We start from the raw sequence: 24,133 nt of genomic DNA, 5'->3' as shown, positions 1-24,133 counted from the left end.
CCCACGCGAAGCGGGTACCCGCCGGGTATGACGACCAGTCCTTTCGAACCCGCGCCGGAAGCCGAGAGTGACGGCATTCCCGCTGCCGACCCGGGCCGCGGCGCGCCCGAGACCGCGCCCGGGTACGGAGCGGAAGGCCACGAGCCCGACCCGAACGAGCCCGCTCCCGAGGACGAGAACTCCGGCGAGCGGTAGGCCGCCGGGCACCTGACGGCGTATCGTCGGCTACCACGGCCGCCAGCGCCGGAGGAGCCGAAGGGGGCGCCGCCGTGACCGAGCCGAGCCGAGGACCCCGAAGACGCGGCTGCGCCGTGTTCGCCGTGACCGTCATCGTCGTGGCCATCCCGCTGACGGCCTACCTGGCGGTCCGGTTGGCCAGCACGTCGGCGGCGCCGGAGCTGGAGCACCACCCCGGCTGGCGGTGGGAGTCCTACCGCGGCGTGGAGGTCCGCGTGCCCGCGACGTGGGGCCACGGGGTGGCGGTGACCGACTGGTGCGCCACGGACTCGGATCCACCGCGCGACGGCGCCGTCGGCAGGCCGGGGGGAACGCACTCGGTTCGCTGTCCCACGAAGTACCCGCCGCCCGACGAGCGCGAGCAGTGGCTGACGTTCGGCGACAGTGGCACTGCGGGCGTGCGGCCAGCCGACGCGGGGTGGACCGAGGAGACCCGGCAGGCAGGGCAGGTGTTCGTCACCGTGTTCTCCGACGACGACGCGCTGCGTACGCGCATCCTGGACTCCCTGCACACGGTGACCGGCAACAACGTCCACGGCTGCCCCGTCGAGCATCCGGCCACGGACCCGGAGTACCGGCCCGGCGGGAACGCCGCGCTTCCCACCCCGGCGGGCGTCGACTCGGTCTCGGTGTGCCAGTACACCCTGGGGGACAGCTCGCCGGAGCGTCCGCCGATCCTGTCGAGCAGGCTGCTGACCGGCGCCGCGGCCGACGAGCTGGCCAGGGCGGTCGGGGCGGCGCCGGAGGGTGGCGGGCCCGACCGGGCCCGAGGGTGCGTGCCGCGGCTGCGGCACGGTGACGACGTGGTCGTGCTGCGGTTCTCGGGCCACGAGGGTGACCGCGAGGTGCTGGTGCGGTACTCGGGGTGCGCGGGCAACGGGATCTACGCCGGGGGCGGCGTGCGCGCGCTGACGGGCGAGCTGCTGACCCCGCTGCTGTCCGGCCCGCACGCGGGCTACGGAACCATCCACGAGGTCGCGGAACTGCTCCGTCCGGCGGGGTGAGCCCGCTGGGCGCCGGCGACGCTGCCGACGCCCAGCGGGTTCACAGTTGCAGCCAGGACATTCCGGCGGCGACGACCAGCGTCACCACCACCAGCACCGCGAACGCGGCGAAGAGCGGGGCGACCACCGTCTTGGCGACGGTGATGAGCCCCTGCACCGCGCGCAGGAGCACGGACACGGCTGCGATCAGGGCGAACACGGCGATGAACAACAGGCTCGGCGCCACAGTGGACACCGGCGCGGCCGCAGGTGGCAGCTCGTTTACGGCTGCCACGGCCAGAGGTATCGTGGACACGGCGAACTCCTCGTCTTGGGAACGGCAGACCCGGGAACGGGGTTCGTGACTCGCGCAGCACCCCCGGTCGCGACCACACGATGTCCGGGGGTGTTGCCGTCAGTGCAGGCCGAAGCACAAGGCCGGCCTCAGTCGAGAAGACTCCCAGTACCACCTCCCCACCGGCTTGCTTCACCACTTCAGTGAAGTTTGCCCAGGCGGTGTAACGCGGCGTCCTCAGATTACGACGCCACACGAACCAGGGTCAACGCTGTGGAGTGTTTCGTCTTGCTCTAGAAATGACGAAGTGGCAGGATTCGCTGGTCTTCAGTGGTGCGGTGAAGTTCGGTGAAGTCGTCGATCCACCGGGAAGGGAACCCGACGCATGGGGCGACCGAGGCGGCAGGGCGAGCCGGACGAGCTGTCGCGCAGGCTGCGACAGCTGCGGCTGGACAGACGCCTGACGCAGCCCGCGCTGGCCGGTGCGCTCGGCGTCGCCGTGTCCAGCGTCTCGTCGTGGGAGAACGGGGCCAAGGTCCCGCCGCCCGCCCGGCTGGCCGACTACGCGGCCTTCTTCGCCACCCCGCGTACCGCCGGGACCGCACGGCTTATCGGCGTCGCGGACCTCACCGAGGACGAGCGCCTGGAGTACCACCGGCTCAAGAACGAGCTGGAGCGGCTGCACGGGGTTCAGGGCACCGGCGCGGGTGAACCCCAGAGCGGCTTCTGGCATTTCCCGGACGACGGACCGGTGCGCATCCTGTGCGGCAAGCTGCCCCGCGACGACCGGGCACCGTTCGCCTCGGGCACCAACCACAACTACATGGCGCTGTCCGCCTACGCCGACCTCGACTCGATGGTGGAGTTGTTCGGCCACGTCCGGGCCGCCAACCCGGGTGCGGACGTCGGCTACGAGCTGGCGCCCCGGCTGGAGTCCGACGACCTGCAGGCCCACCTCGTGGTGCTCGGCAGCGCGGCGATCAACCAGTCGGTGTGGCTGCTCGCGCAGCAGCTGGAGCTGCCCGTGCGGCAGGTCGAGGACCCGGACGTCGGTGACGGCGAGGTCTTCGAGCTCACCGGCGACGCGAGGCGGCGGTTCCGGCCGCAGTTCGGCGCCGACGGGCGCCTGCTCGAGGACGTCGGCCTGCTCGCCCGCGTGCCGAACCCGCACAACGTCAGCAGGACACTGACCATCTGCAGCGGCGTGTTCACCCGCGGGGTGTACGGCGCCGTACGTACGCTCACCGACGACAACGCCCGCGGGCACAACTTCGAGTACGTGCAGGCACATTTCGCCTCCACCACCAACTTCGGGCTCCTCATCCGGGTCCCCGTGCTCGACCACGCCACCCCGACTCCCGACCTGCGCAGCCCCCACACCCGCCTCCAGGAATGGCCCGAACTGCTGTGACCGCGCCCTCGCTCTCGGCCCCGGCCTGCCGAGGCACCCACCGCCGGCTGTTGCGGATCCCGTCCGGACGCTCCGCCCGGACGCTGGACGCCGTCGTCGTGGCCACCACCTGGTCGGTCGACGCCCTCGGCGGCGCCGCCGCACTCGCCCGCGAGCTGGGCGCCACACTGGTGGCGTTGTGCAGCCGCGAAGCCACGGCCTCCGACGTGGCCACGCTCGCGGACCGTCTTTCCACAATGGACGATGGGTGTGAACCGGACCGGTTGGACTGGCTCGCCGTCGACGTGCCCGACGGCTACCAGCACCCGCTGTTCGGCTTCGCCACCTCGCGGGCGAGCGAGGCCAAAGTGGAGCGGCTCGGCGACCTGAGCCTCAAGCGCAACCTCGGGCTCACACTCGCGACGCTGCTCGGCTGGGAGTCGGCGCTGTTCCTCGACGAGGACATCACGGACCTGGACGCCGACGACGTCCGGCACGCCACCGCCTCGCTCGGCGAGCTGGCCATGGTGGGCCTGGAGGTCGCCGACTTTCCCGACAACTCCGTGGTCTGCCACGCGCACCGCCTCGCGGGTGGCAGGCAGGACACGTTCGTCAGCGGCTCGGCGCTGCTCGTGGACGTCGGCCAGGCCGAGTCGTTCTTCCCCGACGTCTACAACGAGGACTGGCTGTTCCTCTTCGACGCGGCCTGCCTGCGCTTGGTGGGCCGCACCGGAGAGGTGGGCCAGCTGCCCTACGAACCGTTCCGCAACCCGGAGCGGGCCGTGGGCGAGGAGTTCGGCGACGTGCTCGCCGAAGGACTGATGGAGCTGGCACACCTGCGGCTCCCCCGCGCCGTGGCCGACGACCCCGGCTACTGGCACCGCTTCCTGGCTCGCCGCCGGGAGTTCATCGCGCAGATCGCGGGCCGGATCACCGACCTGCCCGCGTCCCCGCTGCGCGCGCAGGCCCTGACGGCCCTGCACGCGGCCGAGGACCGGCGGGCCGCCATCACGCCCGCCTCCTGTGCCGCCTACCTGCGTACCTGGGACGCCGACACCCGTGCCTGGGCGTCCCGCACACGCGACCTGCCCCGCACCAGCTCACTCCGCTCCGCCCTGGAGCTGCTCGGCCTCGCCGGAGACGCGATGTCGCCGCGGCTGGACGGACGGACCCGGAAAGGAACGACCATGATCCCCGGCACCGTCGACTGCGCGGCCACCGCGCGCGTCGCCCCGACCGCACAGCTGGGCGCCCCGTACCGCCTGCTCCAGGAAGGCGAGTGGGACCGCCTGCACCGGCCCACCGTCATCGGCGAGGGCTGCGACATCGGGCACTTCTGCGTCGTCGGCGAGGAGGCCCAGCTCGGCGCGGGCACGATCCTCGACACCTACTGCCTCGTCGAAGGGGGCGCCACACTGGGCGAGCGGGTCATCGTCACCCATCGCGCCTCGGTCGGGGCCAGGGCCGTCGTCGGCCACGACAGCGTCATCGGCTGCTCGCTGGTGTGCGAGCGGAGCAGGATCGGCAACCGCTGCCGCGTGTTCGGCGACCTCGTGCACCGGCAGCTCGACCCGACCAGGCCGTGGGACGCGCCCGAGGCGGAGGAGAGCTCGCCGATCCTCGAGGACGGCGTGTTCGTCGGCTGGGGCGCCACCGTGGTCGGGGGCATCACGATCGGCGAGGGCGCCTACATCTGCGCGGGCGCGACCGTCACCAAGGACGTGGCCGCCGGGCGGATCGTCACCGGCAGCAACGACGTCTCCAGCCCACAGGACTGGAAGGGCTCGCTGGGCAAGTCCGAGTTCTTCCGCAGCGCCGTCGCCGGTTGAGTCCCCCGAGACCTCACCGCCAGTTCATCCCCGGCTGGCCTGCGGGCCATCCACGGCGGCTAGACAGGCTCACATGACCCCACCGAACCCCGGCGGCCTCGGCAGGCGCCGCTTCCTCGCGTCCGTCTCCGCCGTCGCGGGCGCCGCCGCGCTCGCCCAGCTGCCCGTCGGCCCCGCCGCCGCGACGCCCAAGCCCGCCGGCGGCGGCTACCCGTTCCGTCTCGGCGTGGCCAGCGGTGAGCCCGCGTCGTCCGGGGTGGTGCTGTGGACCCGGCTGGCGCCCGAACCGTTCGCACCCGGTGGCGGGATGCCGCCCACCCGGGTGCCGGTGCAGTGGCAGGTGGCGCGGGACGCGCGGTTCCGGCACGTGGTCCGCGCGGGCTCGGCGTGGGCACTGCCGGAGCTGGCGCACTCGGTGCACGTCGAGGTGCACGGCCTCGCCCCGGACCGGGAATGGTTCTACCGCTTCCGCTACCGGACCGAGACCTCGCCGACCGGGCGCACCCGCACCGCTCCCGCGCCGTGGGCCCCGGCGGGGGCGCTGGCGTTCGCATTCGTCTCGTGCCAGAACTGGACCGACGGCTACTACCCCTCCTACCGGCACCTGGCGGGCGACGACCTGGACCTGGTGCTGCACCTCGGCGACTACGTCTACGAGGGCGCCATCCCGGCCGACGGCGGCTACCGCCGGGTCGCCACGCCCGACACGCTGCGCTCGGCCCCGCAGGACCTCGAACGCTGGCGCATGCAGTACGCGCTCTACAAGAGCGACCCCGAGCTGCAGGCCGCGCACGCGCGCTTCCCGTGGCTGGTGACGTGGGACGACCACGAGGTCAAGAACGACTACGCGAACACCCGCCAGGAACACGCAGGAGACATCAGCGCTCTGCGGGCCGCCGCCTACCAGGCCTGGTACGAGCATCAGCCGGTGCGGCCGCCGTCGCGCCCGGACGTCGCGGGAGGTCCGCGCATCCACCGGCGGCTGGAGTGGGGCAGGCTGGCACAGCTGAACCTGCTCGACGGCAGGCAGTACCGCAGCGTGCCGCCGTGCGGCTGGGGGGAGGCCGACGCGTGCCCCGCCGCGTACGAGCCGGACGTGACCATGCTCGGCTTCGAGCAGGAGCGCTGGCTTTACGGGGGCCTCGCCGCCTCGCGGGCGCGGTGGAACATCCTCGGCAACAACGTGATGCTCGCCAGGCTCGACCACGACGGCCCGGACGGCAGCAGGCTGTGGCACGACGCGTGGGACGGCTTCCCCGCCGCCCGCAAGCGGCTCACCGACACGTGGATGCGCCACGGTGTGGCCAACCCGGTGGTGGTGACCGGTGACTGGCACTCCACGTTCGTCAACGACATCCACGCCGACTTCGACCGCCCGGACTCGCCGGTGGTGGGCACCGAGATCGTCGGGACGTCCATCTCGTCCAATGGGGACGGTGAGGTGTACGGGCCGTACTACGGGCCGATGATCAAGCACAATCCGCACATCCGGTTCTTCGACGGCGACCGGCGCGGATACGTGCGCTGCCGGGTCGGCAGGCGGGAGCTGCGGGCGGACCTCAAGGTGGTGAGCACGGTGAGCACCCGCGATGCCCCGGAGTCGACGTTCGCCTCGTTCGTGGTGGAGGACGGCCGCCCGGGAGCCCACCGCGTGTAGCACCCTTCAGGCACGGAGCCGGCCCCGGCGAGCCGACCGACGTGCCCCACCGCGAGCCGAAGGGCACCTTGGGTGCCTACCGTGTACCCAAGGGCCAAGGCCGGGTAGTTAGGGCGGGGTGGTGCGTGTCAACGGGCTTGTTGCGGCGTTGGTGATGGTTATTTCGATGGTGATGGTGTGGCAGGTGGGGGGTTGGTGGGGTTTGTTGTAGGCGTATTTGGATAGTGGTCGTTTGACGGTTCGGGGGCAGGTGCGTGCTCGGCGGGCTGGGAGCAGGCTGGCCAGGATGTGGGTGCCGATGGTGCCGATGAGGTCGATGTGGGTGCCGGCGATGATCGACTGGGCGGTGATGACCTGGTCGCGGGCGGCGTGTAGCGCGACGCTGAACCCGGCCCGGTCGGGGGTGAGGCCGGGGCGGGAATTGGTGGCGTCGGTCATCGCGATGCGCAGGATTTGATAGGTCGCCAGCAGTGCCCAGAGTTCCTGCTGGGCTCCGGTCGGGGTCTGCGAACGCAGGACCCGCCCGCGGGTGAGGGTGTGTTTGAGGGCGAGGTAGGCGGTTTCGATCTCCCAGCGCTGGTGGTAGAGCTCGATCAGGTCGGTGGCCGGATAACGCTGGGGGTCGAGCAGGGTGGTGACCAGCCGGTAGTGCTCGCTGCGGTGGGACCCGTCGGCTGTGGTGACGGTGACCAGGGCTTCGATGACCCGGACTTCGACGCCGCCGATGATCGAGCGGATCGACCCGTCGGTGTGGCGGCCCAGCAGTGGTGGGCGTCGGTTGCCTTTGAGCCGGATCAGCAGGTCCGCGCCGGTGCTGGCGGTGCCGGCGAGGAAGGTCGCGGCGTCGAAATTGCGGTCGGCGAGCAGCACCATCCCCGGACGCAGCCGGTTCAGCAGGGTGGCCGCGTAGGCCAGTTCTCCGTCGGCGGGGCTGCCGAACACCGCCGCGATCAGCGCGCGGGTGCCGCACTCGACCAGCGTGACCAGCCGCAGCAGCGGATACCCGGCCGAGGGATGGGAGGCGGTGCGGCTCATCTGGGTCCAGGCCCGGTGGGGTTCGCTGTCGGGGATGGCGACCTGCGTTCCGTCGATCGCGACCAGTCGCAGGCCCCGCCAGCAGGCGCCGGGGGTGCGGGGCCGGGCCACCGGCCCGGCCAGCAGAGTGAACAACGCGGCCAGCGGGCCCGGCCCGAGGCGGGACCGGGCTTGCCGCAATGCCGACGCCGTCGGCGTCGCCGGCCGCAGCGCACCCAGACCGGCGGTCAGCGACGCAAACACCCCGCGATAGCCACGCTCGGGGAACAGGCCCATCGCCAGCAGGAAGTACACCGTCACCCGGGCCGGCAACAACCGCACCCGCCGCTGCGTCGCCGCGGGCGCCTCGGCCAGCACCGCATCGACCATCTCGAAGGGCACGACCTGGGTCAGCTCACCAAGGTGACCCGGCGCGAACACACCAACCATCCGGGATATGACAGACTGCGCAGACAACGGAGCTCCCGCCGAACGTTGATCTTGGTCGACAATGTTCTAGCGGAAGCTCCGTTGTCCTACTCCACCAGGGTTGACACCACACCCACGCCCCTAACTACCCGGCATTGACCCAAGGGCACCTTCGGCTCGCCACCCGCCGACAGCGGCGAACGCCCGGCCCGACCAGCCCCACCGCGAGCCGAAGGGCACCTTGGGTGCCTACCGTGTACCCAAGGGCACCTTCGGCTCGGCGCCTGGCGACCAGCCGAGCCGCTCGTTCCCAGCCGGCGAGGACGTAGGCTGAGACCCATGCCCGCCCAGGTGCGTTCCGGCTCCGGCTGATGGCCGCGACCGGCTCCACTCCCGCTGCGCCGTCGGTCGTCGTCGTCGGTTCGTCGGCGGGCGGGGTGAGCGCGCTGAGCAGGCTGTTGGGCGCGCTGCCCGCCGAGCTCGGAGTGCCGGTGATCATCGTGCAGCATCTCGACCGCAGGCACCCGACCCTGCTGGCACAGGTGCTGGCCCGGGTGTCGGCGGTGCCCGTGAAACTGGCCGAGGACGGCGAGCTCGCCAGGCCGGACGTCGCCTACCTGGCCCGGCCCGACCATCACCTGCTCATCGGGCCGGGCGGGCGGCTCACGCTCTCGCACACGGGTCTCGTCCACTTCGTGCGGCCGTCGGCGGACGTGCTGTTCGAGGCCGCCGCACAGGCCTACGGCTCCCGCGTCGTCGCCTGCGTGCTCACCGGCACGGGCGTCGACGGCGCCGAGGGCATCGCGGCGGTCAAGGCCCGAGGCGGCGTCACGATGGCGCAGGATCCGGACACCGCCGAGTACCCCTCCATGCCGACGGCCGCCGTGGCCTCCGGCGCCGAGCTGGTGCTGCCGCTGGAGGACATCGCCCCGGCGATCGGTGAGCTCGTCACCGCCAGGACGCCGTGACCCGGCCCCGGCTCATCCGGGACGGCGCTCGGTGACCAGCGCGCTGACCGGAAGTGCCCCGTCGACGGCGGCGCCGGCGGCCTCGGCCAACGGCAGGCCGTGCCTGCGCGCGTACCCGCGAAGCCTCTCGAACGCCGCTGCGGGCGACACCCCCAGCCGCGCGGACAGCACGCCCTTGGCCTGCTCGATCACCACCCTGCTGTCGAGCGCCTGCTGAAGCTGGCTCGTCACCCGGTGGCTGGCGTCCAACTCCCGGCGGCGCAGCACGTCACCGGCGGTCACCCGCAGCACCGTCCGGGCACACCGCAGCTCGGCCTCACCCGTCGGTGCCCCCGAGGGAGCGAGGACGCCCGCGGCGCCGAGCCGGCCGCCCGGCCCCTGCAGGGGAATCGCGGTGACCCGTGCGTACCCGCGCTCGCGCGCGGCCGGAGCGAACCGTGGCCACCGGCCGGCCAGCTCGGTCAGGCGCTCGTCCACGGCCGCCAGCCCACCCCGGAAGCTCCACAGCGTGGGCCCCTCACCGGTCTCGGTCTCCAGGTCGAACAGTCCGGCGACGCGGGGGCTGCTCGACGCGGCCGGCGCTGGGGCTGCCGCGCCTTCGTCGCCGAAGAACCGCAGACCCACGTCGGCGGGAGCCAGCAGTGCCGCCAGCGCGCCGGTCACCGTGCCCGCGATGTCGCGCTCGTCGGCGTCCGCGTCAAGACAGTCCGCCAGTTCGGCAAGCGTCTCGTTCAACCAGTGCTCTCGCTTGTCCACGGATACTGCCTCTCGCGACCGCTGCTGACCGGTCTCCGGGCGGCAAGATTGAGCAGGTGTCCGACGGCGATGCTACCCGCGCGACCATCGCGGGGCTATGGCACAGAGTCGCGCTTGAACGGCAGCGAGCAGACCGGGCCGCCGCGATCGCCGCGCGCTGCGAGGCCGGCGCCGCCGGTGCGCCCGCCCGGCTGCGCGACACCCGGCTGCGGATGGCCGCACTGCACCGGCGGACGGGAGAGCGCCACCTGACCTCGGCGCGGCTGCAGGCTCTGCACGCCATCCGGCTGCAGGCCTGGCTCGACGGCACGGACCCCCGCGCGGCGCGGCCCGCTTTCGTCGCCGCCGTCGGCGCCGCGCTGGGCGTGCCGAGCGTCCTCATCACCCTGCACGGCACCCGCGCCGGTGTGGGTGTGGCCGCGGCGTCGGACAGGACGGCCCGCGCGGCGCACGATGCCGAGACCGTGCTCGGCGAGGGCCCGTCCACCACCGCCGTCAGCAGCGGGGCCCTCGTCGTCGCGGGGCGGCAGGCGTTACCACGGCGCTGGCCCCACTACGGGGCGGCCATGCGTGAGGCGGGAGTGCACTCCGTGCTCGCCGTGCCGCTGCGGCCGCGGGAGGGCGACTGCGCGGGAGCGCTGTGTGTGCTCGGGGCCGCACCCGCCGTCGGCGGGGACCTGGTGGCCGCCTCCGACGTGGTGGCCGACGCGCTGGCCCGTGCCGTGTTGCAGCCGCCCCACCGGCCGGACGGCGACGATCCCCTGTGGCTGTTCGAGGACACCCACTTCGAGGACGTCGTGCACCAGGCCATCGGCATGGTGACCGTGCGGTTCGGGTGCGGCGCCGACGACGCGTTCGCGTTACTGCGGGCACGGGCCTTCGCCGAGGGCGCGCTGCTCGGGGACGTGGCCAGGCGCGTGGTCGACGACGGCCACGGTCTCGACTGACCACCACGCCGGCCGGTGCGCCGGACGAGCGGATGTGACGATGGTGCGCGTGCCGCAGGCTGATCACGCCGAACCGGGACCCGGCGCCGTCTGGACGGCGGGGCGGGTGGCCCGCGAGCTCGGCATCGCCGAGTCCACGCTGCGGGCCTGGCATCACCGCTACGGCGTCGGCCCGCACAACCCGCGCCCCGGGCGCTACCGCCGCTACACGCCGAGGACGTGCGCGCGCTGCGCCGGATGCGGGACCTGATCGCCTCCGGCGTGCTGCCATCCGACGCGGCGCTGACGCTGGCTTCCGGTCGCCAGGACGCGCCCAGCGAACTCGTCGCCGAGGTGGTCGCGGCGGCACGGGCGCTGGACTCCGGGCGCTGCTGTGCCGTGCTCGGCCGGTCGGTCGCCGAGCACGGCGTGGTCTGGACGTGGGACCGGCTGCGCAGGCCGGCCCTGCGCACCGTGGACGCCGACCAGCGCACCGACCCGGATCGCGTCGACATCGAGCACGCCCTGTCCTGGTCGGTCTCCGTGGCCCTGCACCGGGCCCCGCGCGGCGGCGAGGCGGGGCCGCCGTCGGTGCTGCTGGCGTGCACGGAACCGGAGCTGCACGCGCTGCCGTTGGAGGCGCTGGCGGCCGCGCTCGCCGAACGCGGCTGCCCGGCCCGGATGCTCGGAGCCGCCACCCCGGCCCGCGGTCTCGTCCGCGCCGTCGCCGCCACCCGTGCGGAGTCGGTGGTGCTGTGGTCGCAGACAGCGGCGACCGCCGAGGACGCCGCGCTGCGGGAACTGGGCTCCGCGCGGGCACGGCGGATCACGGCAGGGCCGGGCTGGCCCGGCGGGCCCCGCCAGGGTGACGCCCACGTCACGAGCCTCGGTGGCGCGCTGGAGCTGTTGACCGGTCAGCGGTAGATGGCGCCGTGGAGCCGTTGGATCACCTCGCGATAGGCCGCCCCGCCCCGGCCTGCCCTGCGCAGCGCGGCGCGGGCGGCGTTGGCGCCGGGCCCACCGTGCACGGCCCCGCCCGGATGTGCGGACGCCCCGGCCAGATACAGGCGATCGACCGGAGTGTCGGCCCGGCCCAGCCCCGGCACCGGCCGCAGGAACAGCTGCTGGTGCACGGCTGCCGTTCCGCCGTTGATCGCGCCACCCACCAGGTTGCCGTCCACGTGGTGCAGGTCGTCGGGCCCCTGCACATGGCGCGCCTCGATCCGGGAGGTGAAGCCGGGCGCGTGCCGTTCCACGATCGATTCCAGCCGATCGGCGAACCGGCGCAGCGCATCGCGGTCCCAGCTCAGCCGCTGCGGCACGTGGGTGTAGACCCAGGCCGACTCGGTTCCCTCCGGCGACCGGCTCGGATCGGCGGTGCTCATCTGCCCGAGCAGCAGGAACGGCGGGTCCGGGATGCGGCCCGTCGACAGGTCGGCGTGGTAGTCGGCGAGGCCGGTGAGGTCGGCCTCCAGGTGCACGGTGCCCGCGCCGCGCACGTCGGCGTTGCTCCACGGAATCGGCCCGGACAGCGCCCAGTCGACCTTCACCGTCGCGTCGTCCCAGTGGAAGCCGCGCAGGTCGCGCAGCAGCCGGGGCGGCAGCGTGCCCTCGGCGAGCAGGTCGCGGTAGAGGGTCGGTGCGGGCACGGTGGCCAGCACGGCCTTGCGGGCCCTCGTCATCCGCCCGGTGGCGTCGGAGACCCCGACCGCCTCGCCCGCGGCGGTGTGGACGCGCGTGACCGGGCGGCCGCACGCGACGCGGCCACCCGCGGAGGTGAGCCGGTCCACGAGCGCGTCGGTGAGCCGCCCCGCGCCGCCCTCCGGCACCGGGAAGCCGACGTCCTGGGCGAGCATCGTGAGCAGCCAGCCGAACACGGCACTTCCCGCGTGCCCGGGTCCGAGGTCGCTGTGCTGGGCGTTGCCCGCGAACAGCACCCTGGCGCCCTCGCCCTGGAAACGCTCGTGGACCAGCGCCCGCACGGGCATCGTGAGCAGCCGGGCGAGCCGCAGGCTCTCCGCGGCGCCGAGCGTGCGGGCCAGCCGCAGTCCGGCGCGTACGGGAGGGAAGGGACGGAACAGGGCGTCGAGCAGGGGTGCGCGCAGCCGCTGCCACGAGGCGAACTCCGCGTGCCAGGCGTCGCCGTCGGCGGGGGCGAACGCGCTCACCGACTCCGCGGTGCGGTCGAGGTCGCGCGAGATCACGGCGCTGCGGTCGTCGGGCAGCACGTGCGCCAGTGCCAGCGGAGCGTGCAGCCAGCGCAGGCCGTGCGCGCCGAGGTTCAGCCCGGAGACGACCGGGGAGGCGGCGGCGAGCGGGTAGAAGGCGCTGCAAACGTCGTTGCGGTAGCCCGGCGCGGTGAGCTCGGCCGTGCGAACGGCGCCGCCCGGGGTGTCCTGCTCTTCCAGGACGAGCACGTCCCACCCGGCGTCGGCGAGCAGGTTGGCGGCGACGAGCCCGTTCGGCCCCGCGCCCACGACCACCGCGTCCACCGTCTCGGCCTTGGCGTTCATGGCATTGGCCATACCCGCTGCGCTCCCTTTTGATCCGTTTCGGTCACCCGCTCCGGGGGGATCCAGTAGCAATGCGCGTCGTCGTTACCGGTGCGACCGGGAACGTGGGAACGGCCCTGCTGCGGCTGCTGCGGGGCCCGGACTGGCACGTCACGGGTCTGGCGCGTCGGGTGCCGCCTCCCCGGGGTGCCTACGCGGCGGCCGAGTGGGTGGCCTGTGATCTCAGCTCCGCGGCACCTCCGGACGAGGTGTTGCGCGACGCCGACGCCGTGGTGCACCTGGCGTGGGCGATCAACCCCAGCTCGGCCGATCCGCCGATGGAGGCGACCAACGTCGGCGGCACCCGCCGGGTTCTCGACGCGGTGGTCAGGGCCGGTGTGCCCCGGCTGGTGTGCGGGTCGTCGATCGCGGCGTACCGGCCGGCACCGCGCTGGCAGCGAGTGAGCGAGACCTGGCCGGTCGACGGGGTGCGGGGCAGCGCGTACAGCAGGGGTAAGGCCGAGCTGGAGCGCACTCTTGACGCGTTCGCCGAGCATTATCCGCAGGTGCGGGTGACGCGGCTGCGGCCGTGCGGCATCCTGCAGCGCGATGCAGCCGGCCAGATCGGACGCTGGCTGCTCAGCCCGCTGATTCCGGCCGAGATGCTCAGTATGCCCCGGTTCCCGCTGCCGCTGTGGCGGGAGCTGCGCCTGCAGCTGGTGCACGCCGACGACGTAGCAGAGGCGATCCGGCTGGCTTTGCTCACCGAGTTCGACGGGCCGGTCAATCTCGCTGCCGAGCCGGTGCTGCGGCCTGACGACCTGGCGCAGCTGTTCGGCGCCACTCACGTGCCAGCGCCCCGGCAGGTGCTTTCGGGCGTCACGCGAGCCCTGTGGCGCATCGGTGTCCACCCCCTGCATCCCGGCTGGCTGGAGCTGGCCGACCAAGCACCGCTGGTGGACACAACCCGGGCACGGGAAACCCTCGGCTGGCAGCCCGCGCATGACACGCGGGAGGTACTCACGGCGTTTGCCGGTGGGCTGCGCGGCAGGGCTGGCACGGCGAGCGAGGCACTTGCGCCCCGGGCACGCGGCGTGTGGCAGCGGCTCGCGGCGACCCCGCCCGGCAGGCCCAGCCATCAGTCGCAGGACTGAGACTCGCGCCCGACGGCCAAGTCGCCAAGCCTGCGCAGGGACTCGGCGTTACGCGGCCAGAGCAACAGCCCGGCCAGGACCCCCGGCACGAGCTTCGCGGGCCCCGCGATGAGCACTTCCTCCATCGTCACGCGTGTGCGCGCGTGACCGACCGGTTCGAGGGCGATTCGAATGTCGGCCGTCCCGAGCAACCACAATTCGGCCCTCAGCCGCAGGTAGCGGCCCGGCTCGACATCGGTGACCACCGTGACGTCGTTGATTCGCAATGGCCACACGCCCGCGCTGTGCAGGATCTTGGTCCCCCGCTCGGGCCAGCACGCGTCCACCCTGCGGATGCGGGAGTTGCCCACCACCCACGACCCGTAGGTCCAGCCGTCGGCCAGCACCCGATACACCGCGCCGGGATCGCACGCCACCTCGCGACTGACTCTCATGTCCGCGCCCTCCCACCACCGTTGCAACGGTCGTGCATCGTTTCGTGAGCCCGGGGGTACCCGGCCGGGCATGAACCACACGCCGGACACCGCACAGACCGAGACGGTGGACGCCGTCGGCAAGCTCACCGAGGCGCTGGAGACGGTCGAGGTGGCGCGCGGCCACCTGTACGCGTTCCACCAGCTGACCGGCAGCGCCGACTTCGCGCTCGGGGACGCGATCGCCCTGCTGAGGCAGGCGGGCCACACCGCACTGGCCGACCGGCTCGACGCGGAGCTGCTGGGCCGCAACGTCCTGCCGGGCCGCTGGACCTACCAGGTGATCGAGGAGTACGAGGACACCTACTACCGGGTGTTCCAGGCCTTCGCGCGCGAGGCGCGGGAGCTCACCGGCGGGCACCGGCACCTGCACGAGGCGCGGCTCAAGGCCGAGCGGCACAGCCCGGGCCAGGAGGCCGTCCCGGTCAGCACGAACGCCCACCGCGACGGGTGACCGGCCTCAGCTGCGGGGCATCGCCGGAGCTGAGGCCGGTGACCAGCGCGGTGACCACGTCGCGGATTCGGGTGCGGGCATCGGCCTCGCCGGGGGCCGTGAGCATGACGTGGTGGACCACGCCGACCAGGGTCAGCGCGAGGGCACCCGGGTCGGCCGCCTCGACGACGCGGCCGAGCCGTTGCTCGCGGCGAAGGTACGTCGCGGCGGCGCCCTCGATCGCGTCGAGGCCCGCGGTCCGCTCCCCCAGCACGGCACGGACGCGCCCGGTCAGCTCCGGCCGCGAGACCAGCAGCCGGGTCAGCGCAGGCAGGGTCACCGGCGGCGTCGCGAGCACGGCGTCGCACAGGTTCCCGGCGACGCTGCCCGAGCCCGCGCGGCGCGGCAGGTTCGCCGCCTCGGCCGACACCAGGAAGCCCCGGTCGACGGCGTAGGCGGCCAGGAACTCGTCGAGGTCGGCGAAGTGCGCGTAGAGCAGCCCCGAGGCGACCCCGGCCTGCCCGGTCACGGCACGGCCGCTGAGCTTGGCGGGCCCGTCGCGGACGATCACCTGCTCGGCGGCGGCGAACAGGTGCTGCCGGATCTCCGGAATGGCGACGCCTCGGGGCACGCCGCTCAGTCTAGGACCCGCCCGGCCGCCGTGATGAGCACGTGTTCATACTGAGGTTTGAGCACGTGCTCATACTTCGCGGGAGACGGGAGCGGTGATGACGGCGAGCAAGAGCGGCGGGCGGCGGAACCGGGCGGTGGTGGTGGGAGCGGGGATCGCCGGACTGGCGACCGCGCTGCGGCTGTGCCGGGCCGGGTGGGAGGTGCTGGTGGTCGAACGGGCCCCCGTCCGCCGCAGCAGCGGTTACCTGGTGAACCTGCTCGGGCACGGCTACACGGCGGCGGAACGGCTGGGACTGCTGCCCGCGCTGGAGGGCAGGGACCTCGGTGTGTTCACCACGATCCTCGTCAGGGCCGACGGGCGGGCGAAGTTCACGGTTCCGGCCGCGATCGCGCAGGGCGCCCTCGGCGACCGAGCGCTCTCCGTGTTCCGCGGAGACCTGGAAACCGCCCTGTACGAGGCGGTGCGCGGGCACGCCGTGCTCCGCTTCGGCACCACCGTCGAGGCGGTCACGCAGGAGCGGGACGGTGTCCGGGTCGCGCTGAGCGACGGCACGACCGTGGACGCCGACCTGCTCGTCGGCGCGGACGGGGTGCACTCGACGGTGCGCGAGCGGGTGTTCGGCCCGGAGGCGGACCACCGGGTGGATCTGCGGCACGTCGTGGGCGCGTTCGTCCTGGACCGTGTGCCGGACCAGGTGCCCGAGGGCACGGGCACCACGTTCATCGGCCCCCACCGCACCGCGGCGGTGATGAACCTCGGGCCGGGCCGGTCGTCGGCGTTCTTCACCTACCACAGCGCCGACCCGGCTGCCGAGCTGGAACGCGGCCCGGCGCGGGCGCTGGCGGCGGCGTTCGGGGATCTCGGTGGCGGGGCGGCCGACGCGCTCGCCCAGCTCGGCCGTGACCCGGGCGGCCCCTACTTCGACTCGGTGAGCCAGATCGTGCTGGACGGCTGGAGCCGCGGCCGGGTCGTGCTGCTCGGCGACGCGGCCTGGTGCGTCAGCCTGTTCGCGGGCTACGGTGCGGCACTCGCGCTGACCGGTGCCGACCGGCTCGGCACCGCGCTGGAGGAACACGGCGCCGACCTCCCGGCCGCACTCACCGCCTGGGAGAACGGCCTGCGCGCCGAGGTTCGCCAACGCCAGGCCATGGCACGCAGGGGAATCGCCCGGTTCGCACCGCCCACCAGAGCACACGTGTGGGCCCAGGAGCTGACGATCAGGGCGATCCGGCTTCCGGGCGTGCGCGGGCTGATCCGGCGCTCGATCGAGCGCGCGCAAGCGCCCTAGAATTCCGGCATGGAAAATGCGGACGACGGCGAGATCCGCATCAGCGACGCCGAGCGAGATGAGGCCGTCACCGCGCTGGGAGCCCACATGTCCACCGGCAGGCTCACCCTGGCCGAGTACGAGGACCGCTGTTCGCGGGCCCTCGCCGCGCGGACCCGTGGCGAGCTGGAGCAGCTGTTCGGCGACCTGCCCGCGCCGCATCCGGACCTCCGCTCGGCCACCAGGCCCGCGCAGCTGGTGCGCAGCGCGGGCAGGCGCGTGCGCGACGCGAACGCGCGCAGGGGCTCCGACGAGCTCGTGGCGACCCCGGCCAGCGCGGCGCTCGGTTTCGTCGCCGCGCTGAGCCTGTTTCTCGGCATCCCGGCGGCGATCCTGCTGACGGTCGTCGCGGGCGTCTGGTGGGTGTTCATCCCGGTCGGCGTGGTGCTGATCGTGGCGGGCGCCTCCTCCGAAGCCGCGAAGAAACCCAAACCCGGAACCTGAGCGCCGGCCACGCGGAGGCGTCCCTTCGCCGCGTGCCCGGCCCGGTAACCGGCATCGAACCCGGTCACTCGTGCTGCTCAGCGGGAGGCATGCCGATCACCCGTGGCAAAATCAGCCGGGTGCTGATCGGGATGCTCGGGCCGTTCGAGGTCCGTACCGACGACGGCGGCATCGCCGACGTGCCGGGCGCCCGGTTGCGCGCACTGCTGGCCGCCCTCGCTCTCGACCCCGGCCACGTTGTTCCGAAGTCGGCGCTCATCGACTGGATCTGGGGCGGGCACCCGCCCGCCGACGCCGCGAATGCCTTGCAGCGCTTGGTTTCCCGGCTACGAAAGGCACTGCCGGACGGGCTCGTCGAGGGCCACCCGGAGGGCTACCGGTTGCGGGTGGACCCCGGCGCCGTCGACGCGGTGCGGTTCGAGCACCTCGTCGGCCAGGCGCGGCGCGACGACGGTCCGCGGCGCGTGCGGACGCTGCGCGAGGCCCTCACGCTGTGGCGCGGCGCGGCCATGCAGGACGTCGGCCTGCAGGACAGCGCCGCCTTCGACGCGGCGGTCACCCGGCTCGAGCGGCTGCGGCTGACCGCGCTGGAGGATCGGTTCGACGCCGAGATCGCCCTCGGCCACGGTGCCGAGCTGATTCCCGAACTGACCGATCTGGTGGCCGCCCATCCGGTGCGCGAACGGCTCTGCGCCGCGTTGATGCGGGCACTGGCCGAGGCAGGCCGCGACAATGAGGCGCTGCTCGTCTACGAGCGCACCCGCGAGGCCCTGGCCGACGCGCTGGGCGCCGACCCCTCACCGGAGCTGTCGGCACTGCACGTCGCGCTCCTGCGAGGGGAAGTGGGACGCCGGGAGCGGGCCCGCAAGACCAACCTGCGCGCCGAGCTGTCCAGCTTCGTCGGCAGGGACGCCGACGTGGCCGAGGTCCGGCGGCTCATCACGCAGAACCGGCTGACGACGCTGATCGGGCCGGGCGGCTCGGGCAAGACCAGGCTGGCCGTGGAAACCGCGCGCACCCTGCTCGACGACGTGCCGGACGGGGCGTGGCTGGTGGAGCTCGCCCCCATCGGGCCGGACGGCGACGTGGCGCAGCCGACGCTCACCGCGCTCGGCCTGCGCGACACCCTGCTCGGCGACGCGCCGAGCGCGGAGCCGGCGGACCGGCTCGTCGCCGCGATCGGCGAGCGGGAGGCGCTGCTCATCCTGGACAACTGCGAGCACGTGATCGAGTCGGCGGCGGCGTTCGCCCACCGGGTGCTCGGCGAATGCCGGCGGCTGCGGATACTGGCGACGAGCAGGGAACCACTCGGCATCACCGGCGAGACGTTGTGGCCGGTGGTGCCGCTGGCCCTGCCGGACGGCGACGCCGGCCCCGGCGACGTCGAGTCCGTTCCCGCCCTGCGGCTGCTGCGCGACCGCGCGAGCGCGGTACGCAAGGATTTCGCGGTCGACGCCGGCACGGTGCGGACGATGGTGCACATCTGCCGGGCACTCGACGGGATGCCGCTGGCGATCGAACTGGCCGCGGCCAGGCTGCGCACCATGTCCGTCGGCCAGCTCGCCGACCGGCTCGACGACCGGTTCCGCCTGCTGACCGGAGGCAGCCGGACCGCGTTGCCCCGGCACAAGACCCTGCGTGCCATGGTCGACTGGAGCTGGGAGCTGCTCACCGACGCCGAACGCACGGTCCTGCGCAGGCTCTCGGTGTTCTCCGGCGGCGCGAGCCTGGAGGCGGCGGAACGTGTCTGCGCGGGCGACACCGTCGAGCCGGGCCAGGTGCTCGAACTGCTGACCACGCTGGCCGAGAAGTCGCTGCTGGTCGTGGCCGGCGAGGGCGCCCCGCGGTACCGGATGCTCGGCACGATCGCCGAGTACGCCGCACAGCGCCTCGCGGAGGCGGGGGAAGGTGAATCGGCGCGCCAGGCACATCTGGCCTACATCACCGAACTCGCCGAGACCGCGGAACCGCATCTCCGCCGCGCCGAGCAACTGGCGTGGCTCACCACGCTCACGTCCGAGCACGACAACATCAGCGCCGCGATGCGGGGCGCGCTCGCGGCAGGCGACGCGCACGGCGCGATGCGCCTCGCGGCGGCCGCGGGCTGGTACTGGTGGCTCAGCGGGCACAAGGCCGAGGGCAGCGAGCTGATGATCGCGGCCACCGAGACGCCCGGCGAGGTGCCCGACCACATCCGGGCCATGGTGTACCTGCTCGTCGTGGGGTTCCTGACCGCGGGGCGGGGCTCCGACGAACGCCAGGCCGCGGACCTGATTCACCGGACCTACGAGCTGGCGACGAGCATCCAGGCCCCCGACCCGATGCTCGGGTTGATCGGACCGCTGGAACACATGCTGCGGGGATCGGACCCCGTGCGCGCGTGGGAGCCGGTGCTGGACAACGAGCACCCCTGGGCACGCGCACTGGCCAGGTTGCATCTCGGCAGGTCACGAATTCTCTTTGGACAGTCCGGGCCGGAGGCCGACGCCTGCCTTGAGCAGGCACTCGCCGAGTTCCGGGCGCTCGGCGAACGTTTCGGGATCTCGTTCGCCCTCACCGAACTGGCGGGCAGCAGGGCCATGCGCGGCGAGTTCGCCGCCGCCTGCGAGTACTACGAGCAGGCGATCACGGTCGTGCAGGAGGCAGGCTCCCTCGAGGACACCATCCGGTTGCGGTCGGGGCAGGCGCCGCTGTACTGGCTGCTGGGTGACGAGCAGGCCTGTGCGGCCGCGCTCGCCGAGGCAGACCGGCACGCGGAGCGGGTCACCTGGCCGGACGCGCTGGTGGAACTGGCGCTCGCGAAGGCGGAGATCGCCCGCTGGGCCGGCGACGCCGGCGAGGCTCGCCGGCAGCTCGACGTCGCGACGACCATGCTGGGGGACAAGGCGCAGCGGCCGAACATCCAGGTGCTGCTGCACGACCAGCTGGGCTACCTCGCCGACGATCTCGACGAGGTTCGCGAGCACCGCAGGGCGGCCTGCCGGGCGGCCGCCGAGGTCGGATACCCACCGGGGACCGCGCGGGTCCTCGTCGGCGTCGCGGACCTGGCCCTGCGCCGCGGCCAGTACGAGCAGGCCGCGCGGCTGCTCGCGGCGAGCACGGCCGTGGCCGGGCAACCGGATCGGTGCATCCCGGACACGGACCGGATCGAGCAGGCAGCGCGAGACCGCCTCGGCGACGCGGGGTTCGCCGAGGCGGCTCGGGAGGGAACGGAGACGAGCTGGGAGCAGCTCGTCGAGGTCACGCTCGCTTGGTGAAGGTGGCGGACGCCCACACGTAACCGAGGACGGCGATCCCGGCGCACCAGGCGATGGCCACGATCACGTCGCTGCCCGCCGGTGAGCCGCCCAGCAACCCGCGCAGCGTTTCGATGATCGGCGTGAAGGGCTGGTACTGCGCGAACTCCCGGAGCCCCGGCCCCATCGTCTCGGCCGGCACGATCGCGCTGCTGAAGAACGGCAGCATCACCAGCGGCACCGCGGCCATGCCCGCGGTCTCCGGGGTTTTCGCCGCCAGCCCCAGCGCGACGGTGAACCAGGCCAGCGCGACACCGAGCAGGGCGACGATGCCCAGCAGGCCGAGCCAGTCCAGGACGCTCGCCGACGGGTCGAAGCCCAGCAGCAGTGCCACCCCGACGAGCGCCGCGATGGCGAGCAGGTTGGTCAGCACGCTGGCGATGACGTGACCGGTCAGCACCGCGCCACGGGAGATGTCCATGACCTTGAACCGGTTGATGACGCCCTTGGTCATGTCGGAGTTCACCGACGTCGCAACGGAGCCAAGGCCGTAGCACACGGCCAGCAGGATCAGGCCCGGCGTCGCGTAGTCGACGTAGTCGACACCGACGCTGAACGCGTCGCCGAACATGTACACGAACATGAACAGCATCACGACCGGCATCAGGACCGCGTTGAACACCGTGGTCGGATTCCGGGCGATGTGCTTGAAGTTGCGGCGCAACATCACCATCGAGTGGGCCTTCATTTCGCGGCAACCTCCGTGGTACGGCCCGTCAGGGCGAGAAAGACGTCATCAAGGTCGGGCCGGTGCACGGAGAACTCCTCCGCGCCGAGTGAGTACTCGTCGAGCCGGTCCAGCACGGCGCGCAGCGACGCCGTCCCGCCGTCGCTGGGCACCCGCAGGGTCAGGGCCTCGTCGTCCCGCGTGGACTCGGGGAACAGCCGCGCGGCGGCGTCGAGCTCGGCGGCGGTGGTGAACCGGAGCCGGACGTGGGTGCCGGCGATCTGGCGTTTGAGCTCGTCCGGGGTGCCCTGGGCGACCAGGTGGCCCTGATCGAGCACCGCGACGCGGTCGGCGAGCTGGTCGGCCTCCTCGAGGTACTGGGTGGTGAGGAAGACGGTCACGCCGCCGGCCACCAGGTCGCGGATAATCGACCACATGGTGCGGCGGCTGCGCGGGTCCAGCCCCGTCGTCGGCTCGTCCAGGAAGATGATCCGCGGGTCGCCGACGAGCGTCATCGCGAGGTCCAGCTTCCGGCGCATGCCCCCGGAGTAGGTCGACGCGGGCTTGCCGGCCGACTCGACCAGGTCGAAGCGCTCCAGCAGCTCCGTGACGATCCGCTTGCCGTCGCCCGCGTGGATCCGCCGGTTCAGATCCACCATCAGCTGCAGGTTCTCCCGCCCCGTCAGCAGCTCGTCCACGGCCGCGAACTGCCCGGTCACGCCGATCGCCGCGCGCACCGCCCTGGCGTCGGTCGCGACGTCGTGCCCGGCGACCCGCACCGTCCCGCCGTCGGCCTTCGTCAGCGTGCTGAGCACGTTCACCGTCGTCGTCTTGCCCGATCCGTTCGGCCCGAGCAGGGAGAAGATCGAGCCCTCGCCGACCTCCAGGTCGATGCCGTCGAGGACGACCTTGTCCCCGAAGGCCTTGCGCAGCCCCGAGGCCGTTATCGCTGAGTTCGTCATGCGGACCACCATCGCGGCCCGCCCTGACACGCCCCCGCCACGGCGCTGACACGGCCCTGGCGCACCGCGTCAGCGCGTGGCGGCGGATGTCAGGCCGCCCCCGGCGAGCGTGGCCGCCAGCGCGGGCGAGCCGAAGGTGCCCCTGGGTACGTCCCGTGTACCCGCGGGCACCTTCGGCTCGGTCACGAAGTGAAATTCTCGTACCGCCTGCTGGCTTCGCTGTGGCCGCCCGGGAGCGCAGAATGAGGATCGACCCTGGTCAGACCCACTCCGGGCGGCTCGAAGGGAGGACGGTGCGATGGGCACTCCGGCGGTTCAGCAATGGCACCTGAAAGGCGAATGGTTCGACGCGTGCAAATGCGCGATTCCGTGCCCGTGCTCCTTCGCGCAGCCACCGACCTACGGTGACTGCGACGGCGTGCTGGTGTGGCACATCCGGGAGGGCAACTACGGCGACGTCCGGCTCGACGGACTGAACGTCGTGATGCTGGGCTCGTTCGTCGGCAACGTGTGGGCCGAGCACAGCGATGCCTTCGCCGCCGTGTTCCTCGACGAGGCCGCCGACGACAGGCAACGCGAGGCCCTGCAGACGATCTTCGGCGGGCAGGCGGGCGGCTGGCCCGCCGAGTTCGGCGCCATGTTCGGTGCGGAGATCCGTGGCATGGAGGTCGTTCCCATTCACGCGACGATCGCGGACGACCACGCCACCTGGAGCGTCGACATCCCGGGCAAGGCGAGGGCCACGGTCGAGGCGCTGAGCGGGCCGACCGCGGCGGAGGGCGCCCGGGTGGAGGTGCACAACCTGCCGGGCGCCGAGGTCGGTCCGGGGCAGCCGCCTGCCGTCTGGGGCCGGGTCACCGACGAGCAGGCGGACGCGTACGGGTTCACCTGGCAGCGCAGCGGCAACTCCAGCAAGCTCATCCCGTTCGACTGGACCGGCCCGGACGAGTCATGACCTCGCCACCGGCCAGGCACGGCCCGGCGCCGGGGCTGTGGCGGCTGCGCCGCTGGTCGCGTGCCGAGCTGCTCCTCGCGGCGGTCCTTGCCGGATCGGCCGGTGTGGCGTGGCTGCTCACGAGCCGGCTCGCCATGCCTGACATGCGCGTCGGCATCCTGACCGGCGGGCCCGGCATGGACGGTATGGACGGCGCCATGCGGCCCTGGCCCGCGGAGGCGGCGCTGTTCCTCGGCGTGTGGGTCGTCATGATGGCGGCGATGATGCTGCCCAGCATCGTGCCGTTCACGGCGTACCTGACGCGGCTGCTGCGCGCCCGCGGAGCGCCGACTCACGGTCTGCTTGCCGGATACTTTCTCGTGTGGACCGGGGTGGGCGTCGTGGCTTTCGGGCTCGTGCGCGTCGCGGAGGCCCTCGTCAGCCCCGGCGTCACCGCCGTCCGCGTGGGAGCCGTGGTCGTGCTGGCCGCCGGGCTGTACCAGTTCACCCCGCTGAAGCGGGTCTGCCTGCGCCACTGCCGGTCGCCGGCCGCGCTGGCTCTCGCGCATGGCGAGGCGGCCACGCGCGGCCGGTGGGGTGCGCTGCGGGCAGGCATCGGGCACGGCGGCTACTGCGCGGGGTGCTGCTGGGGGCTCATGGCGCTGCTGCTCGCCGTCGGCATGATGAACCTCGCCTGGATGGCCGCGTTCGCCGTCGTCATCGCCCTGGAGAAGGTGAGCCGGCGCGGGGAGGCGATCAGCCGGGTCCTGGGTGTGCTGCTGACGGTGGCGGCCGCCGTCCTCCTCGTCCAGCCGAGCCTGCTGGCGGGGTGA

General features: G+C 73.1%; 24 protein-coding genes. 16 read left to right on the top strand and 8 right to left on the bottom strand.

Annotation, left to right across the window (positions count from 1 at the left end):
• Positions 1-27: 27 nt before the first annotated feature.
• Together BAY60_RS37045 and BAY60_RS11340 are read left to right on the top strand one after the other, a co-directional pair.
• Entirely contained in the window at positions 28-195 is a 168-nt protein-coding gene (locus BAY60_RS37045; RefSeq protein WP_170160380.1) for a hypothetical protein, read from the top strand.
• 74 nt (positions 196-269) lie between these two features.
• Positions 270-1,241 carry a hypothetical protein gene (locus BAY60_RS11340; protein ID WP_146770999.1) on the top strand — a complete coding sequence of 324 codons (972 nt, stop codon included), beginning with the start codon at positions 270-272 and terminating at the stop codon, positions 1,239-1,241.
• A 40-nt stretch (positions 1,242-1,281) separates the two neighbouring features.
• Here the strand turns inward: BAY60_RS11340 and BAY60_RS11335 are convergent, their stop codons facing one another.
• Positions 1,282-1,536 (bottom strand): hypothetical protein, encoded by a 255-nt coding sequence (locus tag BAY60_RS11335; protein WP_146770998.1) that lies wholly within the window; start codon positions 1,534-1,536, stop codon positions 1,282-1,284.
• A gap of 364 nt (positions 1,537-1,900) precedes the next feature.
• Here BAY60_RS11335 and BAY60_RS11330 point away from each other — a divergent pair, with 364 nt between their 5' ends.
• The 3 genes from BAY60_RS11330 to BAY60_RS11320 all read left to right on the top strand — a co-directional run bounded on the left by BAY60_RS11330 (position 1,901) and on the right by BAY60_RS11320 (position 6,391).
• A complete protein-coding gene (locus tag BAY60_RS11330; protein WP_112280913.1) occupies positions 1,901-2,926 on the top strand; it encodes a helix-turn-helix domain-containing protein in 1,026 nt (341 codons plus the stop codon).
• Positions 2,908-4,734 carry an LbetaH domain-containing protein gene (locus tag BAY60_RS11325; protein WP_147239504.1) on the top strand — a complete coding sequence of 609 codons (1,827 nt, stop codon included), beginning with the start codon at positions 2,908-2,910 and terminating at the stop codon, positions 4,732-4,734. Before BAY60_RS11330 ends, BAY60_RS11325 begins: the two co-directional genes overlap by 19 nt.
• A gap of 73 nt (positions 4,735-4,807) precedes the next feature.
• Entirely contained in the window at positions 4,808-6,391 is a 1,584-nt protein-coding gene (locus BAY60_RS11320; protein ID WP_112280911.1) for an alkaline phosphatase D family protein, read from the top strand.
• A gap of 108 nt (positions 6,392-6,499) precedes the next feature.
• On the opposite strand, the gene BAY60_RS11315 is transcribed toward BAY60_RS11320, so the two are convergent.
• On the bottom strand, positions 6,500-7,855 hold the full coding sequence (locus tag BAY60_RS11315; RefSeq protein WP_112280480.1) for an IS4 family transposase: 1,356 nt from the start codon (positions 7,853-7,855) through the stop codon (positions 6,500-6,502).
• A gap of 350 nt (positions 7,856-8,205) precedes the next feature.
• Here BAY60_RS11315 and BAY60_RS11310 point away from each other — a divergent pair, with 350 nt between their 5' ends.
• On the top strand, positions 8,206-8,802 hold the full coding sequence (locus BAY60_RS11310) for a chemotaxis protein CheB (protein WP_112280910.1): 597 nt from the start codon (positions 8,206-8,208) through the stop codon (positions 8,800-8,802).
• 12 nt (positions 8,803-8,814) lie between these two features.
• Here the strand turns inward: BAY60_RS11310 and BAY60_RS11305 are convergent, their stop codons facing one another.
• Positions 8,815-9,558 (bottom strand): ANTAR domain-containing protein, encoded by a 744-nt coding sequence (locus BAY60_RS11305; protein WP_112280909.1) that lies wholly within the window; start codon positions 9,556-9,558, stop codon positions 8,815-8,817.
• Between the two features lie 56 nt (positions 9,559-9,614).
• On the opposite strand from BAY60_RS11305, the gene BAY60_RS11300 reads away from it, so the two are divergent.
• Genes BAY60_RS11300 through BAY60_RS11290 form a run of 3 tightly spaced genes read left to right on the top strand, consistent with a single transcriptional unit; the run spans position 9,615 to position 11,408 of the window.
• Positions 9,615-10,505 (top strand): ANTAR domain-containing protein, encoded by an 891-nt coding sequence (locus tag BAY60_RS11300; protein ID WP_112280908.1) that lies wholly within the window; start codon positions 9,615-9,617, stop codon positions 10,503-10,505.
• A 40-nt stretch (positions 10,506-10,545) separates the two neighbouring features.
• Positions 10,546-10,755 (top strand): MerR family transcriptional regulator, encoded by a 210-nt coding sequence (locus tag BAY60_RS11295; RefSeq protein ID WP_245992629.1) that lies wholly within the window; start codon positions 10,546-10,548, stop codon positions 10,753-10,755.
• On the top strand, positions 10,725-11,408 hold the full coding sequence (locus BAY60_RS11290) for a hypothetical protein (RefSeq protein WP_112280906.1): 684 nt from the start codon (positions 10,725-10,727) through the stop codon (positions 11,406-11,408). The genes BAY60_RS11295 and BAY60_RS11290 overlap by 31 nt, the downstream gene beginning before the upstream one ends.
• Here the strand turns inward: BAY60_RS11290 and BAY60_RS11285 are convergent.
• The gene (locus BAY60_RS11285) at positions 11,399-13,009 is read right to left on the bottom strand and encodes a phytoene desaturase family protein (protein ID WP_245992444.1); all 1,611 of its coding nucleotides are present in this window, start codon (positions 13,007-13,009) and stop codon (positions 11,399-11,401) included. The two genes, BAY60_RS11290 and BAY60_RS11285, sit on opposite strands and share 10 nt — an antisense overlap.
• 59 nt (positions 13,010-13,068) lie before the next feature.
• On the opposite strand from BAY60_RS11285, the gene BAY60_RS11280 reads away from it, so the two are divergent.
• Positions 13,069-14,130: an NAD-dependent epimerase/dehydratase family protein gene (locus BAY60_RS11280; protein ID WP_112280904.1), complete on the top strand. Its 1,062-nt coding sequence runs from the start codon at positions 13,069-13,071 to the stop codon at positions 14,128-14,130.
• On the opposite strand, the gene BAY60_RS11275 is transcribed toward BAY60_RS11280, so the two are convergent.
• A complete protein-coding gene (locus tag BAY60_RS11275; RefSeq protein ID WP_112282315.1) occupies positions 14,115-14,564 on the bottom strand; it encodes an SRPBCC family protein in 450 nt (149 codons plus the stop codon). The genes BAY60_RS11280 and BAY60_RS11275 overlap by 16 nt on opposite strands.
• 70 nt (positions 14,565-14,634) lie before the next feature.
• Here BAY60_RS11275 and BAY60_RS11270 point away from each other — a divergent pair, with 70 nt between their 5' ends.
• Entirely contained in the window at positions 14,635-15,057 is a 423-nt protein-coding gene (locus BAY60_RS11270) for a hypothetical protein (RefSeq protein ID WP_112280903.1), read from the top strand.
• Here the strand turns inward: BAY60_RS11270 and BAY60_RS11265 are convergent.
• Complete coding sequence (locus tag BAY60_RS11265; RefSeq protein ID WP_112280902.1) at positions 15,029-15,667, bottom strand: TetR family transcriptional regulator; 639 nt, start codon at positions 15,665-15,667, stop codon at positions 15,029-15,031. The two genes, BAY60_RS11270 and BAY60_RS11265, sit on opposite strands and share 29 nt — an antisense overlap.
• 97 nt (positions 15,668-15,764) lie before the next feature.
• Here BAY60_RS11265 and BAY60_RS11260 point away from each other — a divergent pair, with 97 nt between their 5' ends.
• The 3 genes from BAY60_RS11260 (at position 15,765) to BAY60_RS11250 (ending at position 20,698) form a co-directional block, all read left to right on the top strand.
• The gene (locus BAY60_RS11260; protein WP_112280901.1) at positions 15,765-16,958 is read left to right on the top strand and encodes an FAD-dependent oxidoreductase; all 1,194 of its coding nucleotides are present in this window, start codon (positions 15,765-15,767) and stop codon (positions 16,956-16,958) included.
• Between the two features lie 9 nt (positions 16,959-16,967).
• A complete protein-coding gene (locus tag BAY60_RS11255; protein WP_112280900.1) occupies positions 16,968-17,441 on the top strand; it encodes a DUF1707 SHOCT-like domain-containing protein in 474 nt (157 codons plus the stop codon).
• A gap of 119 nt (positions 17,442-17,560) precedes the next feature.
• Positions 17,561-20,698, top strand: a complete 3,138-nt coding sequence (locus tag BAY60_RS11250; RefSeq protein ID WP_112282314.1) for an ATP-binding protein — start codon at positions 17,561-17,563, stop codon at positions 20,696-20,698.
• Here BAY60_RS11250 and BAY60_RS11245 read toward each other — a convergent pair.
• A complete protein-coding gene (locus tag BAY60_RS11245; protein ID WP_112280899.1) occupies positions 20,682-21,425 on the bottom strand; it encodes an ABC transporter permease in 744 nt (247 codons plus the stop codon). The genes BAY60_RS11250 and BAY60_RS11245 overlap by 17 nt on opposite strands.
• Positions 21,422-22,366 (bottom strand): ATP-binding cassette domain-containing protein, encoded by a 945-nt coding sequence (locus BAY60_RS11240; RefSeq protein WP_112280898.1) that lies wholly within the window; start codon positions 22,364-22,366, stop codon positions 21,422-21,424. Before BAY60_RS11240 ends, BAY60_RS11245 begins: the two co-directional genes overlap by 4 nt.
• A 298-nt stretch (positions 22,367-22,664) precedes the next feature.
• Between BAY60_RS11240 and BAY60_RS11235 the strand changes: the two genes are divergently transcribed.
• Together BAY60_RS11235 and BAY60_RS11230 are read left to right on the top strand one after the other, a co-directional pair.
• Positions 22,665-23,321, top strand: coding sequence for a DUF1326 domain-containing protein (locus tag BAY60_RS11235; RefSeq protein WP_112280897.1), 657 nt, complete (start codon positions 22,665-22,667; stop codon positions 23,319-23,321).
• A complete protein-coding gene (locus BAY60_RS11230) occupies positions 23,318-24,133 on the top strand; it encodes a DUF2182 domain-containing protein (RefSeq protein WP_112280896.1) in 816 nt (271 codons plus the stop codon). Before BAY60_RS11235 ends, BAY60_RS11230 begins: the two co-directional genes overlap by 4 nt.

The sequence above is a fragment of the Prauserella muralis genome (assembly GCF_003202285.1).
Taxonomy (GTDB): domain Bacteria; phylum Actinomycetota; class Actinomycetes; order Mycobacteriales; family Pseudonocardiaceae; genus Prauserella_B; species Prauserella_B muralis.
The sequence above is the reverse complement of the archived record's forward strand: the minus strand, read 5'-3'. Positions and strand labels throughout refer to the sequence as shown.

What these genes read in the sequence shown, in the direction of transcription:
- BAY60_RS37045 (WP_170160380.1), top strand. Translation starts at nt 28, where the DNA reads ATGACGACCAGTCCTTTCGAACCCGCGCCGGAAGCCGAGAGTGACGGC.
- BAY60_RS11330 (WP_112280913.1), top strand. Translation starts at nt 1,901, where the DNA reads ATGGGGCGACCGAGGCGGCAGGGCGAGCCGGACGAGCTGTCGCGCAGG.
- BAY60_RS11325 (WP_147239504.1), top strand. Translation starts at nt 2,908, where the DNA reads ATGGCCCGAACTGCTGTGACCGCGCCCTCGCTCTCGGCCCCGGCCTGC.
- BAY60_RS11320 (WP_112280911.1), top strand. Translation starts at nt 4,808, where the DNA reads ATGACCCCACCGAACCCCGGCGGCCTCGGCAGGCGCCGCTTCCTCGCG.
- BAY60_RS11315 (WP_112280480.1), bottom strand. Translation starts at nt 7,855, where the DNA reads ATGGTTGGTGTGTTCGCGCCGGGTCACCTTGGTGAGCTGACCCAGGTC.
- BAY60_RS11310 (WP_112280910.1), top strand. Translation starts at nt 8,206, where the DNA reads ATGGCCGCGACCGGCTCCACTCCCGCTGCGCCGTCGGTCGTCGTCGTC.
- BAY60_RS11295 (WP_245992629.1), top strand. Translation starts at nt 10,546, where the DNA reads ATGGTGCGCGTGCCGCAGGCTGATCACGCCGAACCGGGACCCGGCGCC.
- BAY60_RS11285 (WP_245992444.1), bottom strand. Translation starts at nt 13,009, where the DNA reads ATGGCCAATGCCATGAACGCCAAGGCCGAGACGGTGGACGCGGTGGTC.
- BAY60_RS11280 (WP_112280904.1), top strand. Translation starts at nt 13,069, where the DNA reads ATGCGCGTCGTCGTTACCGGTGCGACCGGGAACGTGGGAACGGCCCTG.
- BAY60_RS11275 (WP_112282315.1), bottom strand. Translation starts at nt 14,564, where the DNA reads ATGAGAGTCAGTCGCGAGGTGGCGTGCGATCCCGGCGCGGTGTATCGG.
- BAY60_RS11270 (WP_112280903.1), top strand. Translation starts at nt 14,635, where the DNA reads ATGAACCACACGCCGGACACCGCACAGACCGAGACGGTGGACGCCGTC.
- BAY60_RS11260 (WP_112280901.1), top strand. Translation starts at nt 15,765, where the DNA reads ATGACGGCGAGCAAGAGCGGCGGGCGGCGGAACCGGGCGGTGGTGGTG.
- BAY60_RS11255 (WP_112280900.1), top strand. Translation starts at nt 16,968, where the DNA reads ATGGAAAATGCGGACGACGGCGAGATCCGCATCAGCGACGCCGAGCGA.
- BAY60_RS11245 (WP_112280899.1), bottom strand. Translation starts at nt 21,425, where the DNA reads ATGAAGGCCCACTCGATGGTGATGTTGCGCCGCAACTTCAAGCACATC.
- BAY60_RS11240 (WP_112280898.1), bottom strand. Translation starts at nt 22,366, where the DNA reads ATGACGAACTCAGCGATAACGGCCTCGGGGCTGCGCAAGGCCTTCGGG.
- BAY60_RS11235 (WP_112280897.1), top strand. Translation starts at nt 22,665, where the DNA reads ATGGGCACTCCGGCGGTTCAGCAATGGCACCTGAAAGGCGAATGGTTC.
- BAY60_RS11230 (WP_112280896.1), top strand. Translation starts at nt 23,318, where the DNA reads ATGACCTCGCCACCGGCCAGGCACGGCCCGGCGCCGGGGCTGTGGCGG.